The following is a 17,816-nucleotide window of genomic DNA, read 5'->3' on the forward strand; positions in this document are numbered from 1 at the left end:
CGACAGTACCGTTCAGCACGCCACCGACTGCACCGACGGTGTTGTTGAGCGTGCCGCCCACTGCGCTGCCGACCTGGCCGACGGTGCCGCCCACTGCACTTCCAACGGTACCGACAGTGCCGTTCAGAGCACCGCCAACTGCGCCACCGACTGCGCCCACCGTGTTGTTGAGCGTGCCACCCACTGCGCTGCCGACCTGGCCGACAGTGCCGTTCAGAGCACCACCCACCGCACTGCCGACAGTACCGTTCAGCACGCCACCGACTGCACCGACGGTGTTGTTGAGCGTGCCGCCCACTGCGCTGCCGACCTGGCCGACGGTGCCGCCCACTGCACTTCCAACGGTACCGACAGTGCCGTTCAGTGCACCGCCAACTGCGCCACCGACTGCGCCTACCGTGTTGTTGAGCGTGCCGCCCACGGCGCTGCCGACCTGGCCGACGGTGCCGTTCAGTGCGCCGCCCACTGCACTTCCAACGGTGCCGACAGTGCCGTTCAGTGCACCGCCAACTGCGCCACCGACTGCGCCTACCGTGTTGTTGAGCGTGCCGCCCACTGCGCTGCCGACCTGGCCGACGGTGCCGTTCAGTGCACCGCCAACGGTACCGACAGTACCGTTCAGCGCGCCACCGACTGCGCCGCCAACCGTGCCGACTGTGCCGTTCAGTGCACCGCCAACTGCGCCGCCAACTGCGCCCACCGTGTTGTTGAGTGTGCCACCCACCGCGCTACCAACTGCGCCCACGGCACCGTGAAGCGTCCCGCCAACAGCACCCACCGCACCACCGACCAGGTTGCCGACGCCCAGCGCGCTGTGCTGTGCGGCCACCGTCCCCTGTCCGGCCAGCTTCAGATTGCGATCGGCCACTACCTCCTGGCCGTCTGGCGCCTGCACGCGCACCTTGCCGGCGACGCCGGCATCGAACGCGGCACTGATGACACGATCATGGGTTTCACCCGACAGTTCTTCCTTGGCCGGCAGCGTGACTGCCGCCGTCGCCCGGGCCTGGCCCTGCCCCTCGATGTGATGGCCAGCGACCGCCAGATGCGTGTCGGCCTTGCCGTCGACGGTGGCTTTCAGCCCAGGCAGTGATCCGGCGGCTGCACCGCTGAGGCCGGCGGCCGCCTGGGCACCCGTATCGATCGCAGCGACCTGGCGGCCAGCGATGCCGACCTTGGCCCTGGCGCGCGCATCGGCGGCAACGCCCAGCGGCGCCTGCGCGCCGGGCGCAACGTGCGCAGCCAGCGATGCATCCACCTGTGCCGCCCTGGCCGCAGCGTTGCCCACGCCAACATTGGCGCGGACATCAGCCGCCAGTGCCGGCACGGCCACCTGTTTCGGCACGGTGTTCGCTGCCAGCTTCACCTGCACGGTAGCCGGCAACACGTCACGTACCACCGGCAGCGACGTGGTGTTCAACTGCAGGCCCAGACGAGCATCCGCGCTGAGTGCGGGGCTGTTCTGCGCCTGCCGCGCGGCGGCAGCCAGGGCCACTTCCGCGTCAACCTTGACCGGCATCGGCTGCGCATACTTTGCCGCGAGTGCTTGCAGGTCACGCAGCGATTGATTGGTTTCCGAGGCCCCTGCGTGACCGCTGGCCAGCGCACACAGCAGTGCCAGGGCCAGGGCCGTGAGCATCAGCAGGAAGGCGCGCGGATCGCGTGCGGCGCTGCCGCCGCTGTCGCCGGTGGCCAGTTCCGAGGCCACAACCAGAGCATTGAGCTGGCGGTTCCATACACGCCGGTAGATGCGGTTCATGAGCATTTCCCCCGTAGGCGAACAACTGGAATGTCTGTGGACTTGCCGCTAGGCAGGTGACTGACATTCCAGCGGTTGCAACGAGGGCGGTGCACTTCAATCCGGCACGGCAATCGCGCATTCCGGCAAATCCACGGCCGGAATCGGCAGCCGGCTATGCATAAGCGGCAACACGATCGGCAAGCGGATACGCAATTCCGGCATAAACACCGCAAAAACCCTTGCCGGGCCTGGATCAGGCCGGTTGGCCGATCTGCGCGGGTGCGCGCATCAGGGTGTCGCGCGGCAGTTCGCCGAATACCTTGCGGTAGTTGTCAGCGAAGCGCGACAGGTCCCACAGCCCGCAGCTCAGGGCGATCGCCTTCACCGAGCGACGGCTGGAGTCTGCCATCGACAGGCTGCGGCAGGCCGCGCACAGGCGCAGCATTGAGAGGTAGCGGTTCGGCGAGGTTCCAAACAGGTCCTCGAACGCATAGCGCAGGCCGCGCTCGCTGACGCCGGCGGCATCGCAGATCTCGTTCATGTAGATGTTGCGACGCAGGTTGAGCCGCATGAAGTTCTCTGCACGCTGCGCGATCAGATAATGCGTGCGCCGCGCACGGGTACAGCCCGGGCGATCCGCCGCACCGGCGCCCAGCAGGGCCTGCACATGCTCATGCAGCAGGTTCTCGGTTTCATCCGGCTACAGCCCTGCCCCCTGTCCCAGCTGCAGGTGCAGCTGCTGGTAATGGCGCGCCAGCGGCGTGGCGTCGCTGGCCAGGTTGAACAGCGAAAGTGCCTGGCCAGCAGGTGGCGTGCTGCGCAGGCTCAGTTCGGTCAGCTTGCGCTGGACGCGGGCCACCGGCACCAGCATCAGGGTCATGTGCGTGCCCGGGCTCAGGGTGAACTCACTGATGCCCTCCGGCATGATCGTCAGCGCCATGCCCGGCGCGAGCGGCACGCCGTGGCACCAGCTCATCGTTTCATCGGTGGCGTGCAGGTACCCCAGCATCGCCCAGTCCGGCGGCAGCATGAAACGGCCACGGCAATGGAAGCCGCAGCTGATGCTGCAGAACAGGGCTTCCTCGTGCACGCGCGAAGCGAACGCCGCCCGTGGCCCGTTGCCATCCAGCAGCAGCAGTTCGACATCACAGACGCGAAGCACGCCGCTCAGCGTGGCCAGGTCTATGGACCGAAGGCCGCTGTCGTCGCTGTCCTCTACCCCACCATCGACCATGACAGTGTTGTCCCCCCGTTGATCCGCCATCCGCTGCGGCCCCCACTGCCTGACAGGGCGCGCAACGATCCAGAATCCATTTCCGTTGCCACGCCGGCGGCGCCGGCGTCGATGCGATCGTACAAATCAATGCAAGAGCTTGAATGCGAGTATGCCCAATAATCGGCAAAGGTAAACCCGCGGCCCGGCATGATGAAAATGGATACACAAGTGAAGAAAATGTCGGAGCGGCTGGCACGGTTTTCGCATGGACCACAAAGCGAATCACATTATCTGCACGACAATGAATCGTTTTGCGTGCGAACGGATTTTCGTCACAGAAACCATCTGAAATTTTCAGGCTTCCGGGGTTTCTGCCGAATTTGCATATAGTTTCCGGTTGCAGCCAACCGCCATTCAGGCAAAGTCGACATTACGGTGATCCGGCCACCTGATCTGGCCGCACCCAGGGGGACAGCATGACCACGCACGCATCACTGGATGCCTCGACCACCGGCCCCGGGCCGTCCGGTCGCGACCGTGCGGCCGATGTCCCGCCTGGAAACGATCACCCTGCTTGAGCACAGCGGGCCAGTCCCGCCGTGCCTCCTCCGCCAGGACGCGCGGAGGCCCACGGACGATCCCGGCGGAGCCGGGCCACCGCCCAACGCAGGTGTACTGCATCCGCAGACAGGTAGAGGGAGACATTGGTCATGAACGCATCGATCCGCAAATTCCTGAAGGAAGAAGACGGCGTCACCGCGCTCGAGTACGGGCTGCTGGCTGCCGTCATCGCTGGCGTCCTGATTGCGGTCGGCAACGACCAGATCAAGGGGTTCTTCGAAACGCTGTTCAAGAACCTCTCCGCACTGGCCACCAAGGCGTCGGGCTCGACGACCTGAGCGGCGACCGCGCGCGGCCGGCAGGGCCGCGACGGCGGGGCGCAAGGAACCAGGCGAAGACCGTCCAGTGACGGACGATGGAGTGTGCGATGACAGTGCTGGGATTGTTGGCCATCGGCGTCTGCCTGCGGATCGCGATCAGTGATCTGTATGCCCGTCGGGTGCCCAACACCTGGCTGGTCGCCGCATGCGTGATCGCCACTGCGGTGATCGTGGTCGGCCAGTTCAGTGCGCCGCGCCAGCCGTGGCTGCCCCACCTGGCCGGCGCGGCGATCGGCCTGTTGGCGCTGCTGCCGCTCCATGCCCTGCGCTGGATGGGCGCCGGGGACGTGAAGTTCTTCGCCGTGGTGGGCCTGATGCTGGGCTGGCAGGCGCTGCTGCCGGTCTGGCTGGTAGCGAGCCTCGCGGCTGGGTTGCATGCCGTGCTGGTGCTGGCCGGTCGCCGCCTGGGCGTGCTGCTGCCCGGTCACCTGCAGATGCAGGTCAATCGCACCAGCACGCAGTGGCAAGCGCATCCGGTGCTGCGTGACATGCAGGCCGCCCGCCAGGGACGACGTGGCATTCCCTATGCAGCCTACCTGGCACTGGCCGCCATCGGCTGGGTGCTGGCCAGCATCTACGGAGGTGCACCATGAACATCCGCAGCCCACGCCTGCAACGTGGTGTCGCCAGCATCGAGTTCGCCCTGATGCTGATGCTCGGCCTGTTGCCGCTGCTGCTGTTCACCTTCTCCGGGGTGATGATCATGGCGGCGCAACAGACCCTGGCCACCGCCTCGGCCGAAGGCGCGCGCGCCTCGCTGCGCTACGGCACCGCCAGCGAACGACGCACAGCCGCCTGCGTCGCCGCACGCACCTCGATGCAATGGTTGCTGCAGTTTTCCAGGCAGAACGTGGACTGCAGCGCGGGGGGCAGCAACGCCATCGTGGTGTCGGCACAGGCGCCCTGCGCCGGTCTGGCCACGGCCCAGTGCATGACCGTGACGGTCAGCTACGACTACGCCAACCATCCCTTCCTGCCCGGCACCGCCACGCTCTACAAGTGGGTGATGCAGGCCCCCATCCGCAGCGTCGCGGTCGCGCAGCTCGATCTCGGCAGCGGCAATTGATGATCGGTACTTTGGAGACGGTTCCATGCTCAAGTTGACCCGCATCGCTGCCGTCGCCCTGATCGGCCTGGCCGTGCTGCTGGCGCTGATCGCCTTCATGATCGGGCGCAAACCCGCCGAACCTGCAACGGTCGCACCAGTCGCTCACAACGAGACTCAGGCGATCACCGTGGTCGAAGCCGTGGCACGCCTGCCTGCGGGCGAGCCGATCAGCGCCAACGGCCTGCGCCTGGCCCAGCGCACCTCACCCGTCCCCGGCGCCGCTACCAGCATTGCCGCCGTGACCGGCAAGGTGCCGGTACAGGACATTGCCGAAGGCAGTGTGATCAACGGCAGCGCGTTGGCTCAGGGCTTCTCGCTGCAGCTGCGGCCGGGCGAGCGTGCACTGGCCGTGCCCGTGGACGAACTGGTCGGTGCCGGCAACCGCATCCTTCCCGGTGATTTCGTCGACGTCTTCCTCAACCTCCGCAACGCCCAGCCCAACATCAACAGCCCTGGCGAAGCGGCGCAGACGCGCCTGCTGCTGTCGCGCCTGCGCGTCCTGAGCTACGGCCAGCAGGACATCGTGCCGGTGGCCACAGAGACTACTTCCGACAGCGAGGCCGACACCCGCAACGACCCGCGCGCTGCCGACATCACCGGAAGTGGCAGCACGCACAGCAGCAGCAATGAGGCGCCGCAACCCGCACGCAGCGCGGTGCTTGCGGTACCGGTGGCCGACGCCAACCGGCTGCTGCTGGGTGCGCAGCAGGGCAAACTTTTCCTGGCCCTGCGCAATCCCGCCGATACCGGCCTGCCCGACTTGGCGTTGTTCCCGCAATCGCGCGGAGTGATCGACCCGCTGCGTGGGCTCGACGCCGAACAGCAGCTCGCCCTGCAGCGGCCGGAGAACCACGCTTTTGCCGGTATCGACAGCGACGCGCTGGCCGGACGTGGCAGTGCACCGCAACGCGGCACCCCGGCTTCACCGTCGCGCGCGCCGGCGCCACGTCGCAGTGCACCGCGCGCGTCGGGGATCGAGATCATCCGCGGCGACAGTTCCGCATCCCGTGCCTCCCTTTGACCTGCATCGAGTGCATCCATGATCGAACGTCGCCGCCGTCCACGCCTCTCCCTCCGCCAGCGCTGGCTGGCCCTGCTGCTGGTGCTGCTGGCGCCGGCAACGAGCGTGGCCGCCGATGACCTGGTGCTGCAGGCGCGCGAGCAGCGTCCCTGGAACCTGCCGGCCGACCTGGAGCGGGTGGCCATTGCCGACCCGGGTGTAGCCGACATCCTGATGCTGCGCGGGCAGCGCCAGGCGCTGCTGGTCGGCAAGACGCCTGGCACCACCACCCTGCTGCTGTGGCACCGCAGACAGGCCGAGCCACAGCGGTTGACGGTACGGGTGCAGAGCGCCGTACAGGGCGCCGCCAGCACCGGCGGTACCGGGCTGGTGTTCACCCAGCAGGACCAGCAGGGCCTCCTGCAGGGAAGCACCGACAGCATGCTCACGCACATGCAGGAACAGCGCACTGCGGCGATGGCGCTGGGCAAGGACGGCATGCTTGCCGATGCGTCCACCATCAACAGTGGGGGCGTGGTCCAGGTCGAGGTCAAGGTGGTCGAGTTCAACAAGACCGCGATGAAGCAGATCGGCATCAACTTCCAGAACCGCAACGGCGGCTTCGCCTATGGCTTCGCGCGGCCCGGCACTGGCCTGCCCGGCAACACCGGCCTGCTGCCCGGCATGAAGGAAGGCAACAGCAGCAACGAGGCCGTGTCGCCGATTTCCTCGGCGTTCCGGCTGGTGTTCGGCTCGACCAAGGGACTGTGGAACGCCGATGTCGAACTGCTGCAGAGCAATGGCATGGCGCGCGTGCTGGCCGAGCCGACGCTGGTGGCACTGTCCGGCCAGAGCGCCAGCTTCCTGGCCGGTGGCGAGCTGCCGATCCTGGAGCCGCAGGGGCTTGGCACCACCACCATCACCTACAAGCCCTTCGGCATCGGCCTGACCGTGACCCCAACGGTACTGGCGCCGAACCGGATCGCGCTGAAGGTGGCGCCGGAGGCGAGCGACCTCGACTACAGCAACGCGATCGTGCTCAACAACGTGCAGATTCCCTCGATCACCACCCGTCGCGCCGATACCACGGTCGAGCTGGGTGATGGCGAGAGCTTCGTCATCGGTGGCCTGGTCAGCTCCAACATCGTCTCCAACGTCAACAAGATTCCACTGTTGGGCGACCTGCCGATCATTGGTTCGTTCTTCCGCAACTTCGACTACAAGCGCCAGGACAAGGAGCTGGTGATCATCGTCACCCCGCGTCTGGTGCAGCCGCTGGCACGCAACACCGAACTGCCGCTGCCTGGCGAGCGCGAAGCCAAGCCGCATCTTCCCGAATGGGGGTCGTGGTTGCTGGGGCCGGTCAGCCAGGACCCGGTGCCCGGCTTCTCGCGCTGACTTCCATGACGCCTGCGGAGCCACGCCCATGCCCTACGCCACCGCCCAGCCGCTGCATCCGCAAGGACCGCCGATGAACCTGGTCCTGTACGGCATTGACCGCGAACTGCTGCCCCGGCTGGCCGCCAAGCTGCCGCCGACCACCACCCTGCACTGGCAGGACAGCAGTGCGCCGACGTCTGCGCAGGACCTGCAACGCGGCCCGCAGAGCCTGGTGCTGCTTGACTTCCGGCCCGAGCACGCGGCTGCCTCGAGCGTGCTGGCACAGCAGCTGCAGCAGACCCAACCGGACCTGGCGCTGGTCGCGGTCGGCGCCACCAGCGCCGGCCAGGTCGAAGGCGTGGTGATCGCGCTGCGCGCCGGCCTGCGCGATGTGCTGGACCTGGACAGTGACAACGCCGGCATCGAGGCGGCCCTGCGGCGTGCGCTGTCACCGCGCCCGGCCGCGGTGGCGCAGCACGCGCACAAGGCGCGCCTGATCGTGCTGCTGGGCGTGCGCGCAGGCGTCGGCACCAGTACCCTGGCCGCACATCTTTCGGTGCTGGCGCAACAGACGCGGGCCCTCGCCCAGGGCGATGCAGTGCAGCAGGACGGCCTGCTGATGGAACTGGCACAGCCGTCCGGTGACCTTGCGCTGTACCTCAATCTCGACAGCCGCTTCCACTACGAGGATGCGCTGCGCAACGCCAGCCGCATCGACGCCACCCTCGCACGCACCGCGATGGCGCGCCATGACTCCGGGCTGGTGCTGCTGGACCGTGCCGGCGGCAGTGATGCCGTGCCCCCGTCCGACCCTGGCGCGCTGCTGCAGCGCCTGCGCGGGGTGTTCGCCAGCGTGCTGTGTGATGCCGGCGGCTGCCCGCTGCGGCAGCTGCCGCCGCTGTTGCTGGACCAGGCAGACGAGATCTGGCTGGTCACCGATGCGTCGATCGCTACGCTGGTCTCGCTGGACCAGGCGCTGAAGCATCTTGCAGGCCAGCGCGAGCGCGAGAAACGCCTGCAGCTGGTGATCAACCGCCACGACGACAGCAGCGGCATGAGCCCGGAACAGATCGCACGCCGCTTCGAAGTGCCGTTGCTGGCGACATTGCCTGAACGACCGCGCGTGCGCCTTGCCGCCAGCCAGGGCCGCCTGCTGCTGCAGGATGCGCCGCGCGATCCCTACCTGCGTGCCCTCGCCCCGCTCGTGTCACGGCTGGACCCGGCTGCCTGCCCGGTCCAGCCGCATGGCCTGCGGGAAAGACTCTCCCTTGCCCTGGGTGGATCGCAATGGAAGACAAGGTAACCCCGTTCCCGCATGCCGTTGCCCGCCCGCTGCTGCACGAAAGCCCGGGCCACCTGCCGTTCGCACAGACCGAGCAGTACCAGAAGGTGCTGTCGGCCGCGCACGAGCATCTGCTCAACAGCATCGAGGACGAGCGCATCGACATCGATTCCTGGGCCCCGGATACCATCGCCCGCTGGGTGCAGGTACAGACCGTGGGCTTCATCCAGGAATGGCGCATCCCGATCAACGAAGAAGAGATGCAGGTGGTTGCCGAGGGCCTGGTCAAGGAGCTGACCGGTTTCGGCCCGCTGGACGACCTGCTCCACGACCCCTCCATCGAAGACATCCTGATCAACGGTTTCAAGGACGTGCACGTTTCGCAGGGTGGCCAGCTCCGGCGTGCCACCCAGCGCTTCACCGATGACACCCACCTGCTGCGCATCCTGCGCCGCATCCTCGCGCCGCTTGGCCGCCGGCTGGATGATTCCAATCCGATGGTCGATGCGCGCCTGCCAAACGGCGGCCGCCTCAACGCGATCATCTCGCCACTGGCGGTGGACGGGCCGATGGTGTCCATCCGCAAGTTCCGCAAGGACCCGTTCACCCCCGACGAGCTGCTTGCCAAGGGCACCTTCGACGCACCGATGCAGGCCCTGCTGAAGGCGATGGTGCTGGGCCGCTGCAACATCCTGGTCTCCGGCGGCACCAGTTCCGGCAAGACCTCGCTGCTGAATGCACTGGCCAGCTACGTGCCACCCAGCGAGCGAGTCATCACCGTGGAGGACACCGCCGAGCTTTCGCTGAACCATCCGCACGTGGTGCGCCTGGAAAGCCGCATCGGTGGCGCCGAGGGCCATGGCGCGGTCAGCATCCGCGACCTGGTGCGCAACAGTCTGCGCATGCGCCCGGACCGCATCGTGGTCGGCGAGGTGCGTGGCGCGGAAGTGCTGGAAATGCTGCAGGCGATGAACACCGGCCATGACGGATCGATGGCCACCATCCACGCCAACACGCCGCGCGACTGCCTGTACCGCATCGAGATGCTGGCCGGCTTTGCCGGCTTCCAGGGCAGCGAGGACAGCCTGCGCCGGCAGATTGCCAGCGCCATCGACTTCATCGTGCAGATCTCGCGGCTGGGCAGCGGGCGCCGGGTGCTGGTCTCGATCACCGAGATCACCGGGGTCAGTGACAACCTGATCACCACCCAGGAAATGTTCCGCCACGAGGTGCAGATCGACGCCGCCGGCCGCGAGACCGACCGCTGGATCGGCCTGGGCTTCCATCCGCACTCGCACAAGCTGGAGCCGTTCCGCCAGCAACTGCGTGAATCGCTCTACGGGGACTTCTGAGCATGGGCACCGGCCTGCTGCTGGGCGTGTTGAGCATCATCTCGGTGCTGCTGGCGCTGGCCGTCTGGCTATGGGGCACCGCCGCCAGCCGTGAGCAGCGCCAGGCCTCGCTGCAGCATACCGAGCAACAACTGGCGCGCGGCAGCGCGGCCGGCGCGGTACCGGCCGGGCCTGCCGTTGCGGCGGCCAACGATTCGACCCCCCCGGCCAGCACTGGGACCCGCGTACTGCCGTGGGACGGTGTCCTGCAGCGCGCCGGCCTTCAGCCGGGCTGGAAGCTGCCACTGATGCTGCTGGTGCCGGGACTGGTGCTTGCGGTCGTGGCGGCGATGCGGCTGGGCACGGCCTGGATGTTTCCGCTGACCCTGCTGCTGTACCTGCTGGGCTGCTGGCTGTGGGTGATGCGCCGGATCACGAAGCTGCGCGCGCAGCTGCTGCACCAGATGCCGGACTTTCTCGACAACCTGGTCCGCCTCACCGCGCTGGGCAACAGCCTGCAGGCCGCGTTCCAGGTGTCTTCGATGCAGACCAGCGCGCCACTGCGCGGCCTGCTCGACACCACGGTGCGCTATGCACGCAGCGGCATGGACCTGGATCGTGCATTGAGCCTGGCCGCGCAGCCGTACCGGATGGACGTACTGAAGGTGCTGGCAGTGGTGATCGGAGTGAGCGTGCGCATTGGTGGGCGCGCCGACCAGATCCTGCAACGCATGGGCGATTTCATGCGCGACCTGGAACAGGCCCAGCAGGAACTGGCGGCCACCACCTCGGAAACACGGATGTCGGCCTGGGTCCTGGGGCTGCTGCCACCCGCCAGTGCGGTGCTGATGGCGATCTCCAGCCCGGCGTTCTTCCAGCCGGTGCTGCACGACCCGCTCGGTCACAGGATCCTGCTGATCGCACTGGGCCTGGAACTGCTCGGGGCGTTCCTGCTGTACCGCCTGGCCAAATCGCTATGACCGCTCGCAGCCGCCCCGGAGGTGCCCGATGAGCGCCAGCGCCTGGTTCGCCCTTTCGCTGCTGGTGCTGGCAGCCGGCGTCGCCCTGCTCGGTATCGCCGGCTGGGTGCGCAGCCATCGCGAGCACCGCACCTCAGCCACACTGAGAACCGCCCTGCAGCCGCGTGAAGAAGGCCGCGACACCGAGGCCACGCGCCGCGACTCGCTGGGCTGGATCGAGCGCTTCGGGCGCTCGCTCAGTGGCGGCCGCCTGGAGGCCGCGCTGCTTGCCAACGAAGACAAGCTGCTGTTGGACCTGGCTGGCTGGAACACGCGCCGCGGCACCGCGATCTATCTCGGCCTGCGCCTGCTGCTTGCCCTGTTGGTGCTGGCGCTGGCGCTGGCGTTCAGCAGCGCGCACGGGCTTGCCAAGGTGATGGTGGTGATCGGTGCGCTGGCGGCCGGGCTGCTGCTGCCGAAGTTCGTGCTGTCGTCGTGGGTCAAGCGCCGCCGCCGTGCGGTCGAGAACGAGCTGCCCCTGCTGATCGACCTGCTGCGCCTGCTGCAGGGCGTGGGCTTCAGCATGGACCAGAGCCTGCAGACGCTGGGCGACAAGCTGCGCGATGCATTGCCGGTACTCGGCGGCGAACTGCAGGAAGCCAATGTGGCCTATACCCATGGCCGCACGCGCGCGCAGTCATTGCGGCGGCTGAGCGAGGTCTACGCCGATGATGACCTGGCCAGCCTGATGCAGTTGATCCTGCAGGTGCATGCGCACGGCGGCGCAGTGCAGGAGCCGTTGCGCCAGTTCAGCCTCCGCCTGCGCGAACAGCGCCGCAACGCGTTGAAGGAAAAGGTCGGCAAGCTCTCGGTGAAGATGACCGTGGTGATGATGCTGACCCTGTTGCCGGCACTGATGCTGGTGCTTGCCGGCCCGGCGCTGGTCGCGCTGGCCACCACCCTGTCCAAGATGGGATCTCCCTGATGCCTCCCCTGCACACCTCCTGCCTGCTGCTTGCCGTCACCCTCGCCGCCCTGGCCAGTGGCTGCGCCTCGACCACGCCGAAGTATGTGCGGGCGCCCAGCCTTGCGCCGCCGGAACCCGATCCGCAGGACAGCCGCAACGCCTATCTGGAGCTGATCGAACGCATGCAGCAGCAGGGCGCCTGGTATGCCTCGCTGGCCCATGTGGAGGCCTTCCGCCAGCGCTATGGTGATCGTCCTGCCCTGCGCCTGCTGCAGGCCGACGCACTGCGTGAGACCGGGCAGACCGACGCGGCGGTCGCGCTGTATCGCGAGCTGTCCAGCGGGCCGCAGGCCGCGGCGGCCGCCCATGGCCTGGGCCTGATCGCTGCACGCCGCGACGACGACGCCGGCAGCGAACAGGCGCTGGCGCGCGCCACGCAGCTGCAGCCCTTGAACACCGACTACCTGGGTGACCTGGGCTATGCACGGCTGCGTGCCGGCCAGTTCGATCAGGCCCGCGAGCCGCTGGCCAAGGCCCTGGAACTTTCACCGGGCAACGCCAAGGCAACGGCCAACCTTGCACTCTGGGCGGTACTGCGCGGCGACCAGGCCACGGCGGAGCGGCTATCGGCACAGGCCAGCCTCAACGAGGAAACGCGCCGAAGCATCCAGCAGCAGGCCCAGCAGATCCGGACGCGCCTGCAGCAACGACAGGCCGCTGCTGCCGCCAACGCAGCCACACCTGCACACACGGCGAGCGTCGAGAGTGGCGCTCGTGCATCGGGCGGCGCACGGCTGGCGAGCGAACCCCACCGCGACCCGCGCGACCAACGCGATCCGCAGCGCCTGCCACCCTCGATGCTGGAACGCTTCAGCGCCACTGACCACCCGACCGGAAGCACACCATGACCACGATGCGCCAGATCCGACGCCTGTTGCCCGTGCTGTGCTGCCTGCTTGTTGCCGGTGCCGTGCAGGCGCAGCAACAGCCATTGACCGGACAGATGCTCGGTGGCCCCTCACTGTCGGCACCGGCTACAGCGCCGATGCAGGCCGAACCGCTCCCCACCGTGGAGTTGGCCGCACCGGCTGCATCCGCCGAGGTGACTGGAGCGCAAGCGTCGACCATCGCAACCGACGTCGCACCTCTTTCAGCACCGCCCGCCGCACCGCGTGCACGCCTGCAGAGCGGCGAGGCGACCCGCAATCTGTTCCGCCTGCAGGCCTCCGGGCAGCAGGCCGGCCAGCGGCTGCCGATCCTGGGTGACCAGGCCACGCTGAGCTATGCGCGTTACCTGAAGAGCTTTGAACACGAGATCCCGGACTTCTTTGAGACCGATGTCTCCCGGTCCAAGGACGCCTCCTCCTCCGGACGCTGAGGTCGGCCATGAAACGCCCACGCCAGTTCAGTTTCAGCCGCGCACGCGGCGGCATGTCGGTCACGATGATGCTGGTCATGCTGGCGCTGTTGGCCATGCTGGGCCTGATCGAGATCGGCTATCTGTTCTGGGCCAAGCGTGATGCGCAGAAGGTGGCCGACCTTGCCGCACTGGCCGGCGCACAGCGGCTGGAGCTGTGCAGCCCGGACAACAGCGACAACAGCGCTGCCCGGCAGAATGCGGTGGCCCAGAACGGGTTCGCAGGCACCCTGCAGATCCGCTGCGGCAACTGGAGCGCCAGCCGTGGCACCGGCACCCGCTTCGTCACCAGCGTCGATGCCAGCAATCCCCGCAATGCCGTTCAGGTGATCGCCGAGCGCAGCGTGCTGCCCTTCTTCGGGCAGACTTCCAGCCTGCCCACCGTGAGCGTGCAGGCCGTGGCGCGCCGTGCCGAACCCACCGCGGTGTTTGCAGTCGGCTCGCAGCTGCTAAGGACCAATGGCGATTCAGTGCTGCTGTCCACCCTGCGCCTGGTTGGCCTGGACGTCACCAATGCCACGGTGCTGTCCTATGACGGCCTGGCGCAGGCCAACGTGACTCCGTCCGGCCTGCTGAAAGCGCTCAACATACCGGTAAGCGCCAACCTCAGCGTGGCCGACTTCAATCGCCTGCTGTCGGTCAACAAGATTTCGCTGGCACAGCTGGTCGATGCTACCGCCACCGTGGTCGGCCGTGACTCCGCAGTGGGGGTGCAGCTGCGCGCCCTGTCCGATCTGGTTGCCACCCAGCTGGACATCAACAAGCTCAACATCGTGCTTGGCAGCCAGTCCGGCGGCGGTGGCCTGTTTGCCGAAGTTGTCTCGCCCGACGGCACCGTCGGCAGCGCACTGGAGTCACAGATCAACGTGCTCAACCTGATCAGCACCGCGATCTCCATCGCCAACGATGGCAACGGCGTGGCGGTCAAGGGACTGGACCTGCTGGGCATCAGCATCCAGGCAGGCGTGGTCGAGCCGCCATCGATCGCCATCGGCGGTGTCGGCAGCCGTGCCTACAACGCGCAGGTGCGGCTGATGGCGGACGTGGACAGCAACAACCTGTTCGCGCTGGGGCCGCTGCTGAACCTGCTTGGCACGCGCCTGCACCTGCCGCTGCACGTCGACGTGGCCAACGGCATGGGCACGCTGACCGGCATCCAGTGCGGCGGCAATCCACCCAAGGCCACGATCCAGGTGGACTCGTCGGTGCTGCGCGCCTGTGTCGGCAATGTCGACCCTGCACAGCGCTTCTCCAAGGCCAATGTCTGCGACGCCACGCTGCAGGACGAACAGCTGCTGAAGCTGCTGGGCCAACCATTGATCAACGACAGGATTACCCTGCCGGCCCTGACCAGCACGCAGACCCTGACCCTGGCTGCGGGCGAGACCGGCTCGACCCGGTTCAATCCGCTCGCGATCGGTGACGCAGTGTCGAGCCTGGTGAACGAACTGCTACGGGTGCTGTCGGGCATGCTCAATTCGCCCAAGCAGGGCATGAACGCCAACGACACCGCCAAGGCGCTGGCCGATCGCTACCTGCAGGCGGCCTTTCCGACTGGCGGACGCTACAACGTCGACCAGGTCATCCCGCTGCTGCGCGATGGCGATCCGGCACGCAATCTCGCCCCGCTGGGCAACTGGACGGTGAAGAATGGCGTCCCCAAGCCTTGCCTGCTGGGCCTGACCACCTGCTGGGAAGACGGTTCGGTGTGGACCGGTTACAGGACGACCGTCACCGGCCAGGGCCTGGGCCTGCTCGATGGCCTGCTTGGCTCGCTGGTCGGCGGCCTGCTAATCAACCGCTGCGACAGCCTGCTCGGCAACCTGATCGATTACAACGGCTGCGTGCGCAACAATCTGGCGTCCTACATCCAGACCGCACCGGCCGGCTTTCTAGATGGTGCGGGGGGAACGGGTGTCACCAACCCCGATGGCAGCGTCAGCTGCAGCGGCCTGCTGTGCACCGTGCTGAAGCCGATCCTGGCCGCACTGCGGCCGGTGCTCAACAGTGTCGGCACCCTGCTGACCAACCTGCTGGCCAGCGTGCTGGGCCTTGAACTGGGCCGGACCGACGTCAACGTGCAGTCGATCCAGTGCAGCGCCGCACAGCTGGTCTACTGACCCGTGACGGGCGCCCTTGGCGGCGCCCACACCCATGCTAGACTCCCGGCGGGGAACCACCTTCATATCAACCCACACTCATCCGTGGATGGTCTAGACATGCGAGAAACTTCAGGGGGCGCGGTCTTTGCCCGGCACGCGCGCAGCGCGGCAGTGCTGGCCGTGGTCATGATGCTGGTGGCACCGGCAGCGATGGCTGCACGTGGCGACCGTGAGGCGGCAGCCGAACCGGCGCGCAGCGCGCCGGTGGTGCGCAATACCGTGGACGAACTCAAGCAGTTGATGGACTCGCGCCAGCTGACCGAGCTGCGCACCACCTACAACGGCAACTACGGCGCCAGCCTGCTGTTCAATGCCAACACCCTGACCTACTACGTCGCCCTGTTCCAGGAGAAGAACTTCTGGCGGGTGATCAAGACCGATGCGGTGGACAACGCCGAGCGCGTCTACCGCACCTTCGCGCAGCAGTCCGAACAGCTGGCCCAGGTCTACATCGACACCACCCGCCTTGAAGCCGGCAAGCGCTACACCGAGCGCCTGGTGGCCTACAACGAGGAACGCCTGCGTACCCTGCAGCAGGAAATGGAACAGCAGCAGGCGCAGTCGGCCCAGGTCAGCGCCGCCCTGCAGCAAGCCCAGCAGCAGGCCGTGAGCCTCAGCACCGACGTGCAGAGCACCAACAGCCAGCTGGACGCCCTGCAGCGCCGCATCCAGATCCTGCAGGCCGAACAGGGCAACCCGGAGTTGAGCCTGCCCAAACCGGACAGCGTGCCCGCACCGGCCGCCGCCAGCGACGGTCGCTGAGAGCTGCACTCACGGTATTCCACGCGACGGCGCCCTATGGCGCCGTTGTCGTTTTCGGCACTTCAGCGCCCCCGCGTCACTGGCAGGCGGCGTAGACCGCGTCATCCAGCTGCCGGCGCTGCACGAAGTCCAGGCGCCGACGCTTGAGCAACGCCTGCTCGCGATCACGCCGGGCACGCTCGCAGGCTGCCGCATCCGTGCTGATCGTGATCAGCGCACCGTGCGCCCGCGCCGCACGCCGTGGCCGCGGCGTTGGCTTCGGTGTCGAGGCCGCTGGCGCCACAGCGCCGCGGGACAATGACTGCTCCGCGGGCACGTCCCAGCGCCATGCGGCACGCCCCTGGCAGGGTGTCTGCTGGTAGACCGGGTGCGGTCCATCCACGCACTTGTAGACATGGGTCTGTGCCGGCGCTGCCATGGGCAGCAGCAGGCACAGCATCAGCGACCATCGCATGGCGGGCATCCGTGCGTTCCTGTGGCGGGCTGGGCTCATCCTCGGCATACGGCTCCCGTCCTGCCAGAGCGATACGCGTCACATCCGATGCAATCCAGCACAGCCGTGCAAGTCGGTCGCCTGCGCCTGCGCTGTACTGCCGAAGGCACCGGCATCCTGCCGAAGCCTTCCCTCCCTTCCGCCAAGGAACCTCCAATGAGCAACTTCGTCACCGTCGCCGATGGCGCCCGCATCTTCTACAAGGATTGGGGCACCGGCCAGCCGATCGTGTTCGCCCACGGTTGGCCGCTGTCTTCCGATGCCTGGGATCCGCAGATGCTGTTCATGGGCCAGAACGGCTTCCGCGTGGTCGCCCACGATCGCCGCAGCCACGGACGCTCCAGCCAGACCTGGAACGGCAACAACATGGACACCTATGCCGATGACCTGGCCGCGGTGATCGAAGCGCTGGACCTGAAGGACGCGATCCTGGTCGGCCATTCCACCGGCGGCGGTGAAGTGGCCCATTACATCGGCCGCCACGGCAGCGCGCGCGTGGCCAAGGTGGTGCTGGTCGGCGCCGTGCCGCCGCTGATGCTGAAGACCGCTGGCAACCCCGCCGGCACCCCGCTGGAGGTCTTCGACGGTATCCGCAAGGGTACCGGCGGCGACCGTTCGCAGTTCTTCAAGGACCTGACCACCCCGCTCTTCGGCGCCAACCGGGATGGCAACAACGTCACCCAGGGCATGCGCGATGCGTTCTGGCTGCAGGGCATGCTCGGTGGCGTCAAGGGCCAGTACGACTGCGTGCACGAGTTCTCGGAAGTGGACTACACCGAGGACCTGAAGAAGATCGACGTGCCGGCGCTGGTCGTGCACGGCGATGACGACCAGATCGTGCCGTTCGATGCCTCGGCCAAGCTGTCCTCGCAGATCATCAAGAATGCCGAACTGAACGTGTACGCCGGTGCGCCGCATGGCCTGACCATCACCCACGCCGACCAGTTCAACGCCGACCTGCTGGCATTCGCACGCAAGTGAGGTATCGCGGCGGCGCCGCAACGGTGCCGCCGCCACTTCGGTAGTGGCGGCCGGGGGGCGGCCCCCCCCTAAAAAC

Annotated in this window: 16 protein-coding genes and 1 pseudogene; 14 read left to right on the forward strand and 3 right to left on the reverse strand. The window is 67.4% G+C overall.

What is annotated here, in order from left to right:
* Positions 1-1,759: ESPR-type extended signal peptide-containing protein (locus tag ACM0PY_RS01680; RefSeq protein ID WP_495493233.1), on the reverse strand; the 1,759-nt coding region annotated here is incomplete at its 3' end.
* A 235-nt stretch (positions 1,760-1,994) separates the two neighbouring features.
* Positions 1,995-2,975, reverse strand: a pseudogene (locus ACM0PY_RS01685) (AraC family transcriptional regulator).
* Positions 2,976-3,667: 692 nt separating this feature from the next.
* Here ACM0PY_RS01685 and ACM0PY_RS01690 point away from each other — a divergent pair.
* From ACM0PY_RS01690 to ACM0PY_RS01750, 13 genes are all read left to right on the forward strand, one after another.
* Complete coding sequence (locus tag ACM0PY_RS01690; protein WP_005416979.1) at positions 3,668-3,856, forward strand: Flp family type IVb pilin; 189 nt, start codon at positions 3,668-3,670, stop codon at positions 3,854-3,856.
* An 89-nt stretch (positions 3,857-3,945) separates the two neighbouring features.
* On the forward strand, positions 3,946-4,491 hold the full coding sequence (locus ACM0PY_RS01695; RefSeq protein ID WP_095377120.1) for an A24 family peptidase: 546 nt from the start codon (positions 3,946-3,948) through the stop codon (positions 4,489-4,491).
* Entirely contained in the window at positions 4,488-4,964 is a 477-nt protein-coding gene (locus ACM0PY_RS01700) for a TadE/TadG family type IV pilus assembly protein (RefSeq protein ID WP_005416981.1), read from the forward strand. The genes ACM0PY_RS01695 and ACM0PY_RS01700 overlap by 4 nt, the downstream gene beginning before the upstream one ends.
* 25 nt (positions 4,965-4,989) lie before the next feature.
* Positions 4,990-6,027 (forward strand): Flp pilus assembly protein CpaB, encoded by a 1,038-nt coding sequence (gene cpaB / locus ACM0PY_RS01705; protein WP_180885393.1) that lies wholly within the window; start codon positions 4,990-4,992, stop codon positions 6,025-6,027.
* 18 nt (positions 6,028-6,045) lie between these two features.
* Positions 6,046-7,404, forward strand: coding sequence for a type II and III secretion system protein family protein (locus ACM0PY_RS01710; protein WP_180885395.1), 1,359 nt, complete (start codon positions 6,046-6,048; stop codon positions 7,402-7,404).
* Positions 7,405-7,432: 28 nt separating this feature from the next.
* Positions 7,433-8,689, forward strand: coding sequence for a CpaE/TadZ family protein (locus ACM0PY_RS01715; protein ID WP_061479831.1), 1,257 nt, complete (start codon positions 7,433-7,435; stop codon positions 8,687-8,689).
* Entirely contained in the window at positions 8,674-10,020 is a 1,347-nt protein-coding gene (locus ACM0PY_RS01720; RefSeq protein ID WP_180885398.1) for a TadA family conjugal transfer-associated ATPase, read from the forward strand. Before ACM0PY_RS01715 ends, ACM0PY_RS01720 begins: the two co-directional genes overlap by 16 nt.
* Before the next feature lie 2 nt (positions 10,021-10,022).
* Positions 10,023-10,979 carry a type II secretion system F family protein gene (locus tag ACM0PY_RS01725; RefSeq protein ID WP_180885400.1) on the forward strand — a complete coding sequence of 319 codons (957 nt, stop codon included), beginning with the start codon at positions 10,023-10,025 and terminating at the stop codon, positions 10,977-10,979.
* A 28-nt stretch (positions 10,980-11,007) separates the two neighbouring features.
* Positions 11,008-11,943, forward strand: a complete 936-nt coding sequence (locus tag ACM0PY_RS01730) for a type II secretion system F family protein (protein WP_180885405.1) — start codon at positions 11,008-11,010, stop codon at positions 11,941-11,943.
* Positions 11,943-12,833, forward strand: coding sequence for a tetratricopeptide repeat protein (locus tag ACM0PY_RS01735; RefSeq protein WP_180885407.1), 891 nt, complete (start codon positions 11,943-11,945; stop codon positions 12,831-12,833). The genes ACM0PY_RS01730 and ACM0PY_RS01735 overlap by 1 nt, the downstream gene beginning before the upstream one ends.
* Positions 12,830-13,303 carry a DUF3613 domain-containing protein gene (locus tag ACM0PY_RS01740; RefSeq protein WP_164229998.1) on the forward strand — a complete coding sequence of 158 codons (474 nt, stop codon included), beginning with the start codon at positions 12,830-12,832 and terminating at the stop codon, positions 13,301-13,303. The genes ACM0PY_RS01735 and ACM0PY_RS01740 overlap by 4 nt, the downstream gene beginning before the upstream one ends.
* Before the next feature lie 8 nt (positions 13,304-13,311).
* The gene (locus tag ACM0PY_RS01745; protein ID WP_180885409.1) at positions 13,312-15,462 is read left to right on the forward strand and encodes a TadG family pilus assembly protein; all 2,151 of its coding nucleotides are present in this window, start codon (positions 13,312-13,314) and stop codon (positions 15,460-15,462) included.
* A gap of 99 nt (positions 15,463-15,561) precedes the next feature.
* On the forward strand, positions 15,562-16,266 hold the full coding sequence (locus ACM0PY_RS01750) for a DUF2968 domain-containing protein (protein ID WP_032954256.1): 705 nt from the start codon (positions 15,562-15,564) through the stop codon (positions 16,264-16,266).
* A gap of 76 nt (positions 16,267-16,342) precedes the next feature.
* Here the strand turns inward: ACM0PY_RS01750 and ACM0PY_RS01755 are convergent, their stop codons facing one another.
* Positions 16,343-16,729, reverse strand: a complete 387-nt coding sequence (locus ACM0PY_RS01755; protein WP_180885411.1) for a hypothetical protein — start codon at positions 16,727-16,729, stop codon at positions 16,343-16,345.
* Between the two features lie 186 nt (positions 16,730-16,915).
* Between ACM0PY_RS01755 and ACM0PY_RS01760 the strand changes: the two genes are divergently transcribed.
* Positions 16,916-17,740: an alpha/beta fold hydrolase gene (locus ACM0PY_RS01760; protein ID WP_414609445.1), complete on the forward strand. Its 825-nt coding sequence runs from the start codon at positions 16,916-16,918 to the stop codon at positions 17,738-17,740.
* The last annotated feature ends 76 nt before the right edge of the window (positions 17,741-17,816 follow it).

Source organism: Stenotrophomonas sp. BR163 (assembly GCF_047520985.2).
Lineage (GTDB): Bacteria > Pseudomonadota > Gammaproteobacteria > Xanthomonadales > Xanthomonadaceae > Stenotrophomonas > Stenotrophomonas sepilia.